This window comes from Flavobacterium sp. (assembly GCF_044368625.1).
Classification (GTDB): domain Bacteria; phylum Bacteroidota; class Bacteroidia; order Flavobacteriales; family Flavobacteriaceae; genus Flavobacterium.
This window is the reverse complement of record NZ_JBIPPD010000066.1, coordinates 1-14,963: the sequence shown is the minus strand read 5'-3', so window position 1 is coordinate 14,963 and position 14,963 is coordinate 1. Positions and strand designations below refer to the sequence as shown.

General features: G+C 35.6%; 13 protein-coding genes. 4 read left to right on the top strand and 9 right to left on the bottom strand.

The window, feature by feature from the left end; all coding sequences use genetic code 11:
- The coding region (locus ACIQ2X_RS07040; protein WP_396178221.1) for a diacylglycerol/lipid kinase family protein at nucleotides 1–562 on the bottom strand (562 nt) is incomplete at its 3' end.
- Between the two features lie 58 nt (nucleotides 563–620).
- Between ACIQ2X_RS07040 and ACIQ2X_RS07035 the strand changes: the two genes are divergently transcribed.
- Nucleotides 621–1,589, top strand: coding sequence for an App1 family protein (locus tag ACIQ2X_RS07035; protein ID WP_396178220.1), 969 nt, complete (start codon nucleotides 621–623; stop codon nucleotides 1,587–1,589).
- Here ACIQ2X_RS07035 and abc-f read toward each other — a convergent pair whose 3' ends face one another.
- A complete protein-coding gene (gene abc-f / locus ACIQ2X_RS07030; RefSeq protein ID WP_396178219.1) occupies nucleotides 1,590–3,497 on the bottom strand; it encodes a ribosomal protection-like ABC-F family protein in 1,908 nt (635 codons plus the stop codon).
- Between the two features lie 109 nt (nucleotides 3,498–3,606).
- Between abc-f and ACIQ2X_RS07025 the strand changes: the two genes are divergently transcribed.
- Nucleotides 3,607–3,984 carry a DUF983 domain-containing protein gene (locus ACIQ2X_RS07025; protein ID WP_396178218.1) on the top strand — a complete coding sequence of 126 codons (378 nt, stop codon included), beginning with the start codon at nucleotides 3,607–3,609 and terminating at the stop codon, nucleotides 3,982–3,984.
- Here ACIQ2X_RS07025 and ACIQ2X_RS07020 read toward each other — a convergent pair.
- The 7 genes from ACIQ2X_RS07020 to topA all read right to left on the bottom strand — a co-directional run bounded on the left by ACIQ2X_RS07020 (nucleotide 3,981) and on the right by topA (nucleotide 13,607).
- Nucleotides 3,981–5,030: an NAD(P)/FAD-dependent oxidoreductase gene (locus ACIQ2X_RS07020; protein ID WP_396178217.1), complete on the bottom strand. Its 1,050-nt coding sequence runs from the start codon at nucleotides 5,028–5,030 to the stop codon at nucleotides 3,981–3,983. The two genes, ACIQ2X_RS07025 and ACIQ2X_RS07020, sit on opposite strands and share 4 nt — an antisense overlap.
- Before the next feature lie 63 nt (nucleotides 5,031–5,093).
- Nucleotides 5,094–6,008 (bottom strand): gliding motility protein GldN, encoded by a 915-nt coding sequence (gldN, locus tag ACIQ2X_RS07015; RefSeq protein ID WP_396178216.1) that lies wholly within the window; start codon nucleotides 6,006–6,008, stop codon nucleotides 5,094–5,096.
- A gap of 47 nt (nucleotides 6,009–6,055) precedes the next feature.
- Complete coding sequence (gene gldM / locus ACIQ2X_RS07010; protein WP_396178215.1) at nucleotides 6,056–7,609, bottom strand: gliding motility protein GldM; 1,554 nt, start codon at nucleotides 7,607–7,609, stop codon at nucleotides 6,056–6,058.
- A 53-nt stretch (nucleotides 7,610–7,662) separates the two neighbouring features.
- Entirely contained in the window at nucleotides 7,663–8,310 is a 648-nt protein-coding gene (gene gldL / locus ACIQ2X_RS07005; RefSeq protein ID WP_396178214.1) for a gliding motility protein GldL, read from the bottom strand.
- A gap of 72 nt (nucleotides 8,311–8,382) precedes the next feature.
- Complete coding sequence (gldK, locus tag ACIQ2X_RS07000; RefSeq protein ID WP_396178213.1) at nucleotides 8,383–9,771, bottom strand: gliding motility lipoprotein GldK; 1,389 nt, start codon at nucleotides 9,769–9,771, stop codon at nucleotides 8,383–8,385.
- 143 nt (nucleotides 9,772–9,914) lie between these two features.
- Entirely contained in the window at nucleotides 9,915–11,066 is a 1,152-nt protein-coding gene (locus ACIQ2X_RS06995) for a formimidoylglutamase (RefSeq protein ID WP_396178212.1), read from the bottom strand.
- 3 nt (nucleotides 11,067–11,069) lie between these two features.
- Nucleotides 11,070–13,607, bottom strand: a complete 2,538-nt coding sequence (gene topA / locus ACIQ2X_RS06990; RefSeq protein WP_396178211.1) for a type I DNA topoisomerase — start codon at nucleotides 13,605–13,607, stop codon at nucleotides 11,070–11,072.
- Between the two features lie 201 nt (nucleotides 13,608–13,808).
- Between topA and ACIQ2X_RS06985 the strand changes: the two genes are divergently transcribed.
- Nucleotides 13,809–14,270 carry a transcriptional regulator gene (locus tag ACIQ2X_RS06985; RefSeq protein ID WP_396178210.1) on the top strand — a complete coding sequence of 154 codons (462 nt, stop codon included), beginning with the start codon at nucleotides 13,809–13,811 and terminating at the stop codon, nucleotides 14,268–14,270.
- Complete coding sequence (locus ACIQ2X_RS06980; protein WP_396178209.1) at nucleotides 14,267–14,908, top strand: nucleotidyl transferase AbiEii/AbiGii toxin family protein; 642 nt, start codon at nucleotides 14,267–14,269, stop codon at nucleotides 14,906–14,908. The genes ACIQ2X_RS06985 and ACIQ2X_RS06980 overlap by 4 nt, the downstream gene beginning before the upstream one ends.
- Nucleotides 14,909–14,963: the final 55 nt, after the last annotated feature.

Below are 14,963 nucleotides of genomic sequence, written 5' to 3'. Positions count from 1 at the left end.
TTACTTCCAATGCTTCATTATTGGCCATAATTTTTGCCGAAAACGGCTCTTTCATTTCAGATAATGTAGAAAAAGTTTGCAAAGCATAGCCTAGTTTCCCTCGAGTGGAACTCTGTGCGTAGTTTTTAACCAACTCGGCATTCAGACCCAAATCGCTTAAATGCATGCTTTTTCGGCCGTTGATACCAATCATGTCCATTTCCATTGCGTCGTTTGTAAAGGCAATTTTTAAATTATCGGCTAAATTGCTCGGTAAATTCAAATCGACCGACAATCCATTGGCTGATCCAGCAGGAAGTATCCCAATGATGACATCAAAATCAGCCAAAGCTTCAGCAACCAATTTTATGGTACCATCGCCACCCGCGACTAAAACACGTTCGGGTTTGTGCATGTAACACAAGTTTTTTATTGCCTCTTCGTCGTTATTCCCAGTAGTTTCAAAAAGAACGAAACGTAATTGAAGCGTATCCGCAAAAAATTTAGCCTCTTGAATGAAAGTTGACTTGTCTACGTCTCCCGAAATGGGATTCACCACCATTAGAATATTCTTTTTTACCATTTTCTTTTTTAATTAAACAAAATCGATTAATTTGTAAGCACTCAAATGTAGTAAATTTATGAAACCGATATTAAAGTTATACCGCGGATATGCCAATGAACAAGAATTAATTGTGATGGGTCATGTTTTTAAACCCACTACAAAAGAGGAATACGATTTTCAGAAGAAAAAATTTCGAAATGCTCGATCTATGATTCGGATGTATCAAACTAAAACCCAAGCAAATGCAGATGTTTATTTAGAAAGACAAGGTAAAACGATACATACTAAAACCTTGGACGATGGTTTTTTTAAAATTTGCATTCCCATCAATGAAATTTTGGGTTATGGGTGGTTAGATTATCGTGTTTACATTTTTTATGAAGGGGTAAAAATCGAAGTTAAAGGAACTTATGTTCGTCCATTTGAGGGGAATTTAGGATTTATCTCGGATATCGACGACACATTTTTAGTCTCCCACACTAAAAATCCTTTAAAAAAACTGTACATTTTGCTTTTTCGAAATGTCAATGCCCGTAAAGTTTTTGAAGGCGCGGTTCCGCATTATCAAGCATTGAGTACGGCAGGACGAAATAACAAGGAGGAGCAAAATGCCTTTTTTTATGTGTCGAGTAGTGAGTGGAATTTGTATGAATTTATCGTAAAATTTACCGAATTGAATCAGCTGCCTCGTGCCGTACTTTTATTAAAAGATATCAAAACCAGTTTGATGGATTTATTTGTTACGGGACGCGGAGATCACAACCACAAATTTGAGAAGATTAGACATATTTTAGAATTTTATCCGAACTTGTGCTATACGCTTCTTGGCGACGATTCGCAAGAAGATCCGTATTTGTATGAAAGCATTTGTAAAATATTTCCTGTAACGGTTATGGCGGTTTATATCAGGCAAACGGGAACCCATAAAAAATTGAAAACCCAAAGTGCACTAAAAAACATCAGCTCTTTGGGTATTCAAACATGTTATTTTCGAGACAGTCACGAAGCAATTGAGCATTCCAAAAGCATCGGTTTAATCAAATAGTTACAACGCATCAATTTCGCCTTGAACCACCTCCCAATCTTCGAGCAGTTGGTCCAAAGCCTTCTTCTTTTTATTGTAGGCCATAAAAAAGTTGGCATCTTCGATGTGTTTGTCATAGTTTGCAGCCAAAGCTTTGTCGTCTTTTTGAATGTCAATTTCAAGTTGCTTGATTTGACTTTCCACTTTGCTCAAACGATTTTGCAAAGCTTTATTTTTCTTTTGATCTTCGTACGAAGATTTGTTACTTTCTTTGTTATTTTCTTTTTTGGCAATGTCTTTTTTCTCGACTTCGCGCATATTTTCAAGATTTCGTTGTTCAAGAAAATAATTAATGTCGCCTAAATACTCTTTAATTTTTTGATCTTTAAACTCGTAGACTAAGTTTGACATTCCTTGAAGAAAATCCCTGTCGTGTGAAACGAGCAATAGTGTTCCCTCGTATTTTTGTAAAGCTGCTTTCAAAACATTTTTGGATTTTATATCCAAGTGGTTGGTTGGCTCATCCATCACTAAAACATTTATGGGTTGCAAAAGCAATTTACACAACGCCAATCGGTTTCGTTCTCCTCCAGAAAGCACTTTCACTTTTTTCTCTACGTCATCGCCTCTAAATAAAAAAGAGCCCAACATGTCGCGTACTTTTGAACGATTGGTATCAGTTGCGGCATCTTCCATCGTTTGCAAAAGTGTAATTTCGCCGTCTAGATATTCAGCTTGATTTTGAGCAAAATAACCTATTTGCACATTATGACCTAATTTAATTGTACCATCGTATTCAAATTCATTGACAATCGCTTTGATGAAAGTCGATTTTCCTTGGCCATTTTGTCCAACGAAAGCAATTTTACTACCGCGTTCCACCAACAACGAAATGTCTTTTAGAATCGTATTCTCACCATAACTTTTGGTCACTTCTTCTGCTTCGATAACTACGCGACCGGGAACTTTAGAAACAGGAAACGAGATATTCATTACTGAATTATCATCCTCGTCCACTTCGATACGCTCTACTTTATCCAATTTTTTAATTAAAGATTGTGCCATTGAGGCTTTAGAAGCTTTGGCACGGAATTTCTCGATTAATTTCTCTGTTTCTTCAATTTTTTTGGCTTGGTTTTTTTGAGTTGCCAATTGTTTTTCACGAATTTCATGACGTAATTCTAAATATTCAGAATAAGGTTTATTGAAATCGTAGGCTTTTCCAAGAGATATTTCTATTGTACGATTTGTTACGTTGTCCAAAAACATTTTATCGTGCGATACAATTACTACTACGCCAGGATAATTTCGTAAAAAACTTTCTAACCAAATGATACTTTCGATATCGAGGTGATTGGTAGGCTCATCGAGAAGTAATACATCGTTATTTTGCAAAAGTAATTTGGCTAGTTCAATTCGCATGCGCCAACCACCCGAAAACGTTTCGGTTTGATTGTGAAATACTTCGCGTTTAAAACCAAGCCCTAACAGAATTTTTTCGGTATCTCCAATATAATTATAGCCTCCTAAAAGTTCAAATCGATGGGTATAATCGCCTAAATCTTCGATAATTTTGGTATATTCTTCACTTTCATAATCGGTACGGGTTACCAATTGATGGTTGATTTGCTCGAGTTTTTTTTCTACTATTTTGATTTCAACAAATGCCTCGTACGCCTCTTCTAAAACGGTTCTACCCCTTTCGAAGTCGATGTCTTGACGTAAAAAACCCATTCGGATTTCCTTTTCCTGAGAAATTACTCCAGAATCAGGAGCAAAATCTCCGGCCAAAATTTTGAGCATCGTTGATTTTCCAGCGCCATTTTTACCTACAAGACCTACGCGATCTCCCGCTCCTAAACGAAATGTTACTTCTTCAAATAGAAAAGTTCCTCCAAAAGAAACGGATAAATTGTGTATGTTGAGCATAATAATATCTTATATTTTATCGAAGTTTTACTTCTGAAATGTGTGAGTTAATTTGTAATTTTACATACCGAAAAGTCGGTCAATAATCGTAATAAATAATATTTTGCAAATGTTAAAAAAAGGATCCAAATTATATAGCATTTTAACAGGAACTTGTCCTCAATGCCAGAAAGAAAGTATGTACGAAGACCAAAATTTACTACATTTAAGCAAAATCATAAAGATGAACGAAAAATGCAGTCATTGTAATTTACGGTATCAAATTGAACCATCTTTTTTTTATGGAGCTATGTATGTGAGTTACGGGCTGAATGTTGCCATTGGCATCCTTACTTTTATAATTGTATTTCAGTTTGACCGCAGTATGATTACGTCTTTCATTAGTATTTTTGTGGTGCTTATTTTATCTTTTCCAGTTGTAATGCGACTTTCGCGAAACCTGTATATTAATTTTTTTGTTTCCTACAATCCCGAGGCAAAAAATTAGATTTGCTTATTCTTGAATCGTTTGATTGAATAATGTAAAGGAATTTCCGTTTCATTTTCAGAAAACTGAAATAAGATATTCGCCGAGTAAGGTCCTAACATTACTCCACGAGTTCCCAATCCGTTAAGGATATAGAGGTTTTTATGAGTTACATGATTCCCAAGTAGCGGTTTACGATCGCGAACGGTGGGTCGAACACCCGCATAATGATGCACTATTTCAAAATCACAAAGAAGAATTTCTTTGATTCGTGTAATTAATTCTTGCTTGCCTTCATCGGTTGGAACATCGGTTTTATCCTTCCAATTGTATGTTGCACCAACTTTAAATAAATCGTTACCCAAAGGTAAAATAAAAACACTGGTATTAATAATTTCTTGTAAATGTAAATGGGGTGCTTTAATGATAAAAAGTTCGCCTTTGGTGCCGTCTAAAGGCAAATAATTAAAATAAGGATTGGCACATAAACCGAAGCCCTCAGCAAATACCACTTTCTTAGCCTTGATATTTTCATAAGCAATATCTGTAGCTGTTACGTGTAACTTTGCATGATTAAACGTTGCGTTCAAAAGTAGATAATTTCGCTCTAAAAAGGAATGATAACTTTTCAAAAAAGCAGCTGTATCGACGAAGCCCGTGCGTAAAACACGACCGTAATCAAAAGGAGCATCAATTGCTTCAATCTTTTTTTTAATTAAAGTATTTGAAAGAAAAGGGCTTATTTTTGGATGATCAGCAGCTTGGTACCAATTATTTTGTTCTTCGATAGAGAAAAATTTTCTCAAAAGAGGAAGCGGATAATTAATTTTTACACCTGTTCGCATTTCAATTTGCGTATAAAAATGATCTAAGTAATCCAATTGAAATGCAGCATCTTCCAAACCTGTAAATCTTTTCAAAATAACGGGATTGTACAAACCTCCTGCGATTTTTGAAGAATTTTGTGAATCATCAGAAATTAAAATAAAACTTTTGTCGTTTTGAATGCAATGCTCTGCAAAGCATAAACCTGCAATTCCACCACCAACAATTAAATAATCTACCATAGTTCAAAAATAAAAAACTCTTACCAATTAAGGTAAGAGTTTTAGTTTTAAAAAGAATCACAATTAGTAATTCCACATATCTTGTTCAAAATCTCTGATTTTGTCTTTCACGCGTTCTGCTTCAAGCAATTGCATTTGTGAATTATCTTTCATGTACTTTTCTATCTCACGATCACCATACACGTTTTCTTCTTGATAAATCACTGCATTGAAGCGTCTCGAGTTTAAGAGTCGGTCAAAGGAAATTGGCATTGCTGAGTTTCTATCATTAAATGCATACCATGAGTGAAGCACATCTCTAGCTGCAGGAAAATAAACCCAGAACAAATCAATTACATCAGGATTATCGCTACCAATCTCTCTTGCTTCTGGCGCGACAGGACAAATCCCCAATAGTCTATACTTCAACTCACCTTGGCGCTTATCAAAATACCAAAAACCTTTAATTTTATATCCAGTTACATGATAACCAGATAAATCTTGTTTGTTAATATATTGTGGGTCTAAAACTTTAGCTCCAGACTTATAATCATCATAAAAATTATTGATTTCATCTATACCAGAAGGAATAGTATCAATGTAAGTAAATGACGACTCGATTTCCTTCAGTGTTTTTTTAGTATTGAAATAACTATCACTATAAACCTCCGAAATTTCTCCAGATTTAATACCCTTAATGATAACATCAAATAAAGATCTTCTATCAGTACCAATGTTATTAGTATCTACAGGAAAATATAGAGGAAAATTAACTCTTTCATCTAAATCAATGATTTCCCAAACTGCCTTGCCCATCAAGATATCACGATCGTCCACAAAGCCATAAGGTAGTGGAGCATCATTATCAGCTACCAATTGAGCAGCGGACTTTTTTCCAATTTCTTCAGGAGTTTTAGCATTAAGTAAATTTGATTGTGCTAAAGTTGAGAAGCTTCCTGCTACTAAAATGATTAGTGATAAAAAATTTCTAAAATTCATAGTTCTTTTATTAAATAGGTTAACGAATTAACGCAAAACAAAAATTATTATTGTATCTCGTAAACAACAGGTGCGGTTTTACCAGTAATTATGTTAGCACTTACACCTATGATTTTGGTTTTGATGTCTGTAATTGTCACTACATCACCTCTTCCTGCTTTAGTCAACGCTGCTTTACACTGGGCATTAACTCGATCCCCATTAACAACAACTGCGGCTTGACCTGGCACTTTAAAGGTAAATTGAGTCACTTGGAATTTCAAATCATACAAGAAATCTGGCAATTGAGCAGATACTTGAGAAACTTCCAAACGAGATTTAGCACCTTTCGCTGTACCCATTTCACCTGCAATGGCACCAACTGGACCTGGAATGTTTTTAATTCTAAAAACTTTTTTATCAGATACTGGTTTACCATCAGGTAACTTCCCGGTCACACTTACGGTAACCTCAGTACCTTGACCAGGGTTTAAATTATATTGACCAGGTTTACCAGCTCTACTTAAACCAGGTGCTGATGCAACTACTTTATCATCAGATATACCAGCAAAAGAAATTGTCATTGGGTTTGGTAAACCCCTGTATACAACATTCATCTTATCTGCTGAAATGTTAGCTGAATTAGGTCTTGGAACTACAACGTAATTTCCTTTGATTGGCAGTGGAACCAATTTGCCATTCTCTTCAAAATTAAAAGAACCTTTCATTTCATGATCTCCAACATTTCCGGCTCCGAATGAAAACTTAGCTTGACCAGCTTCGGCTTTCAAATTTTGACCGTTTAAAGTTACAGACTTTGCTTGAAGTGAGGGATCAAATTTACCTAGAATAACTCTTCCCGTCACAGCTTCACCTTGAAAATATGCAGTCTTATCAAGAACTACAATTGGTTCATAAGCAGTTAAAGAAGCAGCCGCAATAAGATCGGATTGAAACATTCCTGCCATTACATCACTTTCAGTTGTCTTAATATCAGCTTGCAACTGCGATAATTTAGTTAAAGTCGCAATTAAAGGAAAACCCTGATAATTGTACTTAATCCATGGTAATGTAGCACCCGCTTTTTCAGAGTAAACATCTTTTGTAGCAAATCTATTCTCGATTTTCTTCATTTCGGATTCTGCGATTGCACTTCCTCCAATTTGCTTAATCTGAGCTGGAAAATTTTTAATTTTATCTAAAAACTCTTGACCCTCTTTTGACAACTTATCTCCGTTAAAAAATTTATTATCGACAATATCACCTTTATCCATTTGTTCATAAGGTAAGTTGCCTTCTTTATCACGCTCAAAACCTTTAGAAATCTCCGTTTTGATTGCTTCGATATAATCAGAATATTCTTTTGAAACCGATCGAATCTTATCTACTTTTGCTTTTTTATCGCCGTACTGACCAGGTTGATCCTGTGCTTTCTGCGCTAATTGTTCAAAAGAAGCTTGGTTACGATTATCAGTAAGACCATTTGATTCGATAATTTTATTATTTAAAATACCGAACGCTGATAATACTTCTTTTGACATGTTCAATGCTAACATCGCGATGAATACAAGATACATCAAGTTAATCATCTTCTGTCTAGGGGTTAATTTTCCTCCTGCCATTTTTTCTTAATTAGTTTAGTTTATTTTGTTATGAAAATATAGTTAAAAACTAATTATCCTTTGTTACTCATTGCAGAAAGCATTCCACCATAAACATTGTTCAAAGAAGCAATATTTGCAGTCATCGATTGCATTTGGTCTTTTAATTTTGATGCGTTATCAGCGATTTCTTTGTTAGCTTCAGCATTTCTTGAAGCACTTTCCAATTGTACTTTGTACAAACTGTTTAATGATTCCATTTGAGCCGCAGCCATTGACAATTCTTCGCTGTATTTTTTAGTTGCAGCAATTCCGTCAGCAGCAGGAGAAATTCCTTTTGCAGCTGATTCGAAATTTTTGATGCTATTACCTAAGCTAGCCATCATTTGACCGTCAATTTTAGCTTCTTTCAATAAGTTGTCTAATTTTTGAGATAATAAACCTTGCGCTTCAGCTGGATTTTCTTTTTTCAATTCCACTTTTTTAGCTTGTCCACCTGCTAATTCTGGATAAACCAATGTCCAATCTAATTCGTTATCTACTGGTTCGAAAGCTGATAAAGCAAAGATTAAAGCTTCCACAACAAGACCTATTGTAAGCATAAGGTTACCAGTAAGTGGTCCAAATTCAATGTGAGTAATTTTGAATAATGCTCCTAGGATTACAACTGCAGCTCCCATACCGTAAGCGAAATTCATTGCTTTTTTGCTTAATAATGCCATAATAATAATTTGTTTTAGTTAATTTAGTTTAGTTATAAAGTTTGGTTAAATTTAATTTAAATAGAAAATAATTTAGTTATTTCCTGTGACTTGGGTTCCCATATAATCTTGAACTGTTCGGAAACCGATGTAACTTCTCGCTGTATCTGCATATTCAAAATCGCGTGTACTTACTTGTAACATATAAGCTACATCTTTCCATGATCCACCACGTAAAACTTTACGTTGATTTTTAGCATCAGGAACATTTGGATTCATTGTAGAAACAAACTCGTAAGCACCTGCATCATAAGAAGAATCAGTCCATTCGGCAACGTTACCCGCCATATTGTATAAGTTATATCCGTTTGGATCATATGATTTAGCTTCAACAGTGTAAAGTGCACCATCGGCTGCATAATCCCCACGATTTGGCTTAAAGTTGGCTAAGAAACAAGCTCTATCATTTTTAGTGTAAGGACCACCCCATGGGTAAGTTCCTGATTGCAATCCGCCTCTTGCAGCATATTCCCATTCTGCTTCTGTAGGCAAACGGAACGTATTAATTAAATTGCGTCCTTTCTTACTTTTCTTTTTGATATAAGAATTTTTATATAATGTTCTCCAAGCACAAAATGCTTTTGCTTGTTTCCAACTTACTCCTACAACTGGATAGTCGCTGTAAGCTTGATGCCAAAAATAATCATTGTGCATTGGCTCATTATAGGAATATGAAAAATCTTTAATCCATGAAGTTGTATCTGGATAAATTTCTAAAGGCTCTGATTTTTTAATAAAATCCTTTCTTCCTTTTTTCTTCACCGCCTCATTTAAATTTACTTCCGTGTAACGGAATTTCAATTTACTCACGTCAATAGTTCTCAAACCATTGTAGGATTCTTCAATAGGCAAGTACATCGAATCCATTACAGCTGTGTAAAATTCATCAGGATATTTAGACGTATCTGTGATTAATTTTACTTTTTTATTGACTTTTCGACCTGCATACATATCGTCTTCTGTTCCTATACTATAGTAGTTTTCGTACATGTATTTGTCGTAAGGAGTCATTGTAGCGGGATCGGCATCGTTAAAAGCAAAGTCACCAATTGAAGAAGCGTTTTTACCACCTTTTCCACCCGTACCTGTTTGCCCCTGTTCATCAGCTTCAATTGCTAAACGAACGCGAATAGTTGAATCTTTTACCCATTCAACAAACTGACGGTATTCGCTATTAGTGATTTCCGTTTCATCCATATAAAATGAACGAACGGTAACGGTTTTTGTTGGAGCATCGCCTATGTTAGCCAAATCGTCAGCTGATTTACCCATAATGTACGAACCTCCAGGAATCAAGGACATACCATAAGGTTTCTCTGGATGCCATTTTCTTCCTTGAACTCCGACTAACTCCCCTTTGTCGCCAGAACTACAGCTGATAATAAACGAGGATAATGCTGCAAATGCAATGAACTTCTTCATATAAATTTGGGTTATAAAATATTCTTAATTTAAGGTCGTAAACCTATTTATTTTTTTTTAGATAAACAATTTTTTTTAAAACAAATACTTAAAAAAATGTGAAATGATTGTTTCAACGCTACTAATTATACGTTAACTAGCTGTTAAATAATGCTTTTTCTTTGCATCTTCCACCATCTTTCCGGTATTTCTTGGTTAATTGCCCCCAAATAATCTTCATAGGAACACGGTAATAACGTATTTTTTTGTGTTTTAGTATGACTGTGAATGATTTGTGGTACTTCAATCCACCATCTTTCGGTCTGGTCACTCTTGTAAAACACTAATTCTTCTTGCTCTAGCGGTACAATGTATTTAAAATAATTGTCTTTTGCGCTAAAAGGATATTCATTTGATCGGTATTGAAATCCTTCAACAAAATACCATATAATTTGTGCAATCAAAACCGATTCTTGCTTTGAACTATTGTGATTAAAAATCCCAAATAATGACACTTTATCGCTAATTCCCGCATATCGTGCTAACGAACATATTTCTTTACCGTTAAAACCATTCGGGGTAAAAGTAATAAAATTACCGGAACTTGATGTCTGGATTGATGTTAAATCTACACTTACTATATCGGCATCACGAAAAACAGGTTCGGTAATGCTGATATTTGCAGTAACTTCTCCCAATCGATAACCCTCAAAGTACAGCTTGTCCATCAAATCTATTTCTTCTTGTGGGTTAAAATAAGTTTGATAACCCAAAACACTGTAATTAAAAAGATTATTTGGCTCCTCAATAATCATCCGAGTAAGGTACGACGATGCCATGTCGGTAGCATTTTCTTTTCCCAAATCAAATTTACTATCAATAGAAACCAAATTGACCATTTGATCCAAATTATCATATGCTCGATACATAGCAAAAGTCAGGTCTTGGCTACCGCCAATAATAAAAGGTATGATTTTCTTTTTTATAAGCGCTGCAACAACCGTTTTCAAAGCAAAATAGGTATCGCTCAATTCATCTCCAGAACGAATGTCGCCCAAATCGGCAATACTGGCTTGCCAATTCCCGGGATACAAGCTGTAAAACTCCTTTCGAATAGCGGTCAAGTCTATTTCCGACATCTGGTTTGACGCGCCTCTATTTTCCAAAACACCCACAATGGCAATTTGGACCTTATCTAAGTCCGGAAAATCCGTTTGTGTGTGTAAAACCACTTTGCTCCCTAAGTTTTGGGAAGATTGCGTTTGAACATACGCAACGAGTTCTTGATCCAATGGATGTAAAAAGTCAAATCCCATTTATTATTTCTTTTTTTCAGGCGCTTTTTTGGCTGCTGTTGTCTTTTTTGTTGCTGTTGTTTTCTTTGCAGGTGTTTTCTTTGCGACCGTTTTCTTTGCAGGAGCTTTCTTTTCAATAAGTTCCTTCACTTGCTCTAGGGTCATGGCTGCCGCATCTACATCTTTACTTAATTCAATTTTTACTTTTCCTTTAGTAATTACTGAACGTCCCCAGCGTGCTTTTTCCACTTTGATGCCATCTTCCTTCCAGTCGTGAATGACTTTATCAATTTCTTTTTGTAGTTTATCCTCAATCAATTCCTCGATATCGGCTTGCGATAAATTATCAAAATTGTATTTTTTATTGACATTGATAAACATCCCATTCCATTTCAAAAATGGACCGAAACGACCCACTCCTTTTTGTACGCCTTCATTTTTATAGGATGCAATTGGAGCATCGGCTTTTTCTTTTTCGTCAATCAATTCTTGGGCACGAACTAAAGTCACGTCCATTGGGTCTTCGCCTTTTGGCAATGAAATAAAAGCAGTTCCAAATCGAACATACGGACCGTAACGTCCATTGTTTACTTCTACTTCTTCCCCTTTATACAAACCCAAATTTTTAGGCAATAAAAACAATTTCAATGCCTCCTCTAAAGTTATGGTGCCAATATTCTGCTCGTTCATCAAACTTGCAAAAGTTTTTTCTTCGTCTTCTGCTGCACCTATTTGAGCCATTGGTCCAAATTTACCCAATCGAACACTCACAGGTTTGCCTGATTTTGGATCTGTTCCTAGAATTCGCTCGCCCGATTCGCGATCGGCATTTTCTTCAACATCTTTTACATTGGGATGAAATTGATCATAAAATTCTTGCATCATTTTATGCCAATCTACATTTCCTTCAGCTATTTCATCAAAATCTTGTTCGACTTTAGCAGTGAAATTATAATCTAAAATGCGTTGAAAGTTTTTTACTAAAAAATCGGTAACGATGGTTCCAATATCGGTTGGTACTAATTTTCCTTTGTCGGAACCGGTATTTTCGGTTAATAATTTCTCACCCACTTTTCCCGATTGCAAAGTAATTTGGGTATAATTTCGAACTTGTCCTTCTAAAGTTCCCTTTTCAACATAATTTCTGTTGATGATAGTAGAAATAGTTGGTGCGTAAGTCGAAGGTCGTCCGATGCCCAATTCCTCTAATTTTTTTACTAAAGAGGCCTCTGTGTAACGAGCCGGTGGTCGAGAATAACGCTCGGTTGCGGTAATATAATTGTTTTGTAACTTTTCATTGACTTTCATCGCAGGCAACATACCTTCTTGCTCTTCATCGTCGTCGTCGTTTCCTTCCAAATAGACTTTCAAAAATCCTTCAAAAAGCAAAACTTCACCTGAAGCTGTAAAAATTTCGTCGTGATTATTGGCTTGAATCTTTACGTTGGTTCGTTCTAATTTGGCATCACTCATTTGCGAAGCCAAGGTTCTTTTCCAAATCAAATCGTACAATCGTGCTTGATCTCGGTCGATATTTACCGTGTGGCGCGACATATCCGTCGGACGAATGGCCTCGTGAGCTTCTTGAGCACCTTTGCTTTTATTGGTAAAGGTTCGTGGGTGCGAAAATTCTTTTCCGTACGAATGAATAATTTCGGCTTGAGCCGCATCCATCGCTTCTTTCGAAAGATTCACACTATCCGTTCTCATATAGGTAATCAATCCTGCTTCGTACAAACGTTGGGCCAGTTGCATTGTGATACCGACGGGTAAATACAATTTACGGGCTGCTTCTTGCTGTAAAGTCGAAGTTGTAAAAGGTGCTGTAGGTGACTTCTTTGTTGGTTTCGTTTCTAAATCCGCTACCTTATATAATGAGCTACTGTTTTTATTTAAAAAATCTTCGGCTTCTTTTTTCGTCGAAAAGTTCTTTGGCAATTTTGCTTTGAATGTTTTTCCGGATTCGTTGGTAAATTCAGCAACAATAGAATAAGAAGCTATGGCATTGAAATTTTGAATTTCTCTTTCGCGCTCTACAATTAAACGAACCGAAACCGACTGAACCCGTCCGGCTGAAAGTCCGCCTTTGATTTTTCTCCATAAAACGGGCGACAATTCGTAACCTACTAAACGGTCTAGAACGCGACGTGCTTGCTGGGCATTTACCAAATTATAATCAATTTCTCTAGGATTATCAATTGCCTTCAGGATGGCATTTTTAGTAATTTCGTGAAAAACAATTCGTTTGGTTTTGTTTTTATCTAAATTCAATTCTTCGGCCAAATGCCAAGAAATGGCTTCTCCTTCGCGGTCCTCATCACTTGCTAACCAAACCATGTCGGCTTTCTTAGCAAGTCCTTTCAGTTTCGTAACCAAGGCTTTTTTATCAGGCGAAACTTCGTATTTGGGTTTGAATTTATTAAGTACATCTACACCAATTTCCTTGGAAGGCAAGTCGGCAATGTGTCCGTAACTGGACTCTACTTGATAATCACTTCCTAGAAATTTTTCTATTGTTTTTGCCTTCGCAGGCGACTCCACTATCACTAAATTCTTTGCCATATCGGTTTTATATCTGTGGCAAAAGTAGAAGTTTTTTTTAGATATTAAAGAATTGACGCAAATTTAGAATCTTTAAAGAATAAAAATCAAGATAAATTGTAAACAAAATTGTTTATATTTGCGTGTATAAAAAAGCAGGACGGACGATTATCAACTATTCTTGTTTTGAAAATGCGAATCAGCATCTTAACATTCTAATCTATGAAAACACTACTCGAAATAGTAAAAGGAGTTCATCCGGGAAAGATGGTTGAACGCGAATTGCTGAAAAGAAATTTGAGCCAACGGCAATTTGCATTATCCATTGCTGAACATCCACAAACATTGGGTGCGATTATTAAAGGAAAGCGAAAAATGAACACTGAATTGTCACTAAAAATCGAACCTGAATTAGGTTTTGACGAAGGTTTTCTGATGACTTTGCAAGTATTTCACGACATTAAATTGGCCAAAAGAGATCCTAATTACCATCCGGATTTGTCTAAAATTAATAAAATAACATTTTGGGACACTACCTTTGACCGGATTGACTGGAACTTGATGCGAAATGCCGTTGTGCAACGGATTTTTTCTTACGGCAATGAAGAGGAACAAGCAGAAATTACTCGCTTTTATGGTAAAGAAGAGGTTGACCGAATTTTATCAATTGTTACTTTGAGATGAAAGAATTATACTGGAATACCGTAGCTCCCATTTTAAAAAATGTGCTTCAAGATATTATTATAGAACCTATTTTCCAACCTTTTCGATTAGTTGGCGGAACAGCCTTGAGCTTACAACTTGGTCATCGAATGTCTGTAGATATTGATTTGTTTACGGATGCTGACTATGGCTCAACCAACTACGAAAAAATACGGGATTTATTAAGCGAAAAATATCCGTTCTGTATTTCTAGAAGTTTAGAAAATGTAAGTTTTGGTACTAATTTGATAGTTGGAAACTCAATTACCGATTGTGTAAAAATTGATTTGTATTGTACCGATGAATTCATTGAAAAACACATAGAACTTGAGAACATAAGAATGGCCACCACAAATGAAATTATTGCGATGAAACTGGACGTAATTCTAAGAGGTGGCAGAAAAAAAGACTTTTGGGATTTACACTATTTTATCGGCGAGGTAAAACTGGAAGAGATGATTGAATTGTTCCAAAAGCGCTATCCATATAATGATGATTTTGATCAACTACGCAAACAATTAACCAATTTTGAAATTGCGGAAGATGACATCGAACCTATTTGTTTGATGGAAAAAAACTGGGAAATAATTAAATTAGACTTTTATAATTTTGTCAAATAGTCACTCCTTAAAAACTCACTTTTTGAGTTTTTAAATTTATTTTGAAAAATACATT

Excerpts from the sequence above, each read along its gene's own strand:
- ACIQ2X_RS07035 (WP_396178220.1), top strand. The coding sequence starts at position 621 with ATGAAACCGATATTAAAGTTATACCGCGGATATGCCAATGAACAAGAA.
- abc-f (WP_396178219.1), bottom strand. The coding sequence starts at position 3,497 with ATGCTCAACATACACAATTTATCCGTTTCTTTTGGAGGAACTTTTCTA.
- ACIQ2X_RS07025 (WP_396178218.1), top strand. The coding sequence starts at position 3,607 with ATGTTAAAAAAAGGATCCAAATTATATAGCATTTTAACAGGAACTTGT.
- ACIQ2X_RS07020 (WP_396178217.1), bottom strand. The coding sequence starts at position 5,030 with ATGGTAGATTATTTAATTGTTGGTGGTGGAATTGCAGGTTTATGCTTT.
- gldN (WP_396178216.1), bottom strand. The coding sequence starts at position 6,008 with ATGAATTTTAGAAATTTTTTATCACTAATCATTTTAGTAGCAGGAAGC.
- gldM (WP_396178215.1), bottom strand. The coding sequence starts at position 7,609 with ATGGCAGGAGGAAAATTAACCCCTAGACAGAAGATGATTAACTTGATG.
- gldL (WP_396178214.1), bottom strand. The coding sequence starts at position 8,310 with ATGGCATTATTAAGCAAAAAAGCAATGAATTTCGCTTACGGTATGGGA.
- gldK (WP_396178213.1), bottom strand. The coding sequence starts at position 9,771 with ATGAAGAAGTTCATTGCATTTGCAGCATTATCCTCGTTTATTATCAGC.
- ACIQ2X_RS06995 (WP_396178212.1), bottom strand. The coding sequence starts at position 11,066 with ATGGGATTTGACTTTTTACATCCATTGGATCAAGAACTCGTTGCGTAT.
- topA (WP_396178211.1), bottom strand. The coding sequence starts at position 13,607 with ATGGCAAAGAATTTAGTGATAGTGGAGTCGCCTGCGAAGGCAAAAACA.
- ACIQ2X_RS06985 (WP_396178210.1), top strand. The coding sequence starts at position 13,809 with ATGAAAACACTACTCGAAATAGTAAAAGGAGTTCATCCGGGAAAGATG.
- ACIQ2X_RS06980 (WP_396178209.1), top strand. The coding sequence starts at position 14,267 with ATGAAAGAATTATACTGGAATACCGTAGCTCCCATTTTAAAAAATGTG.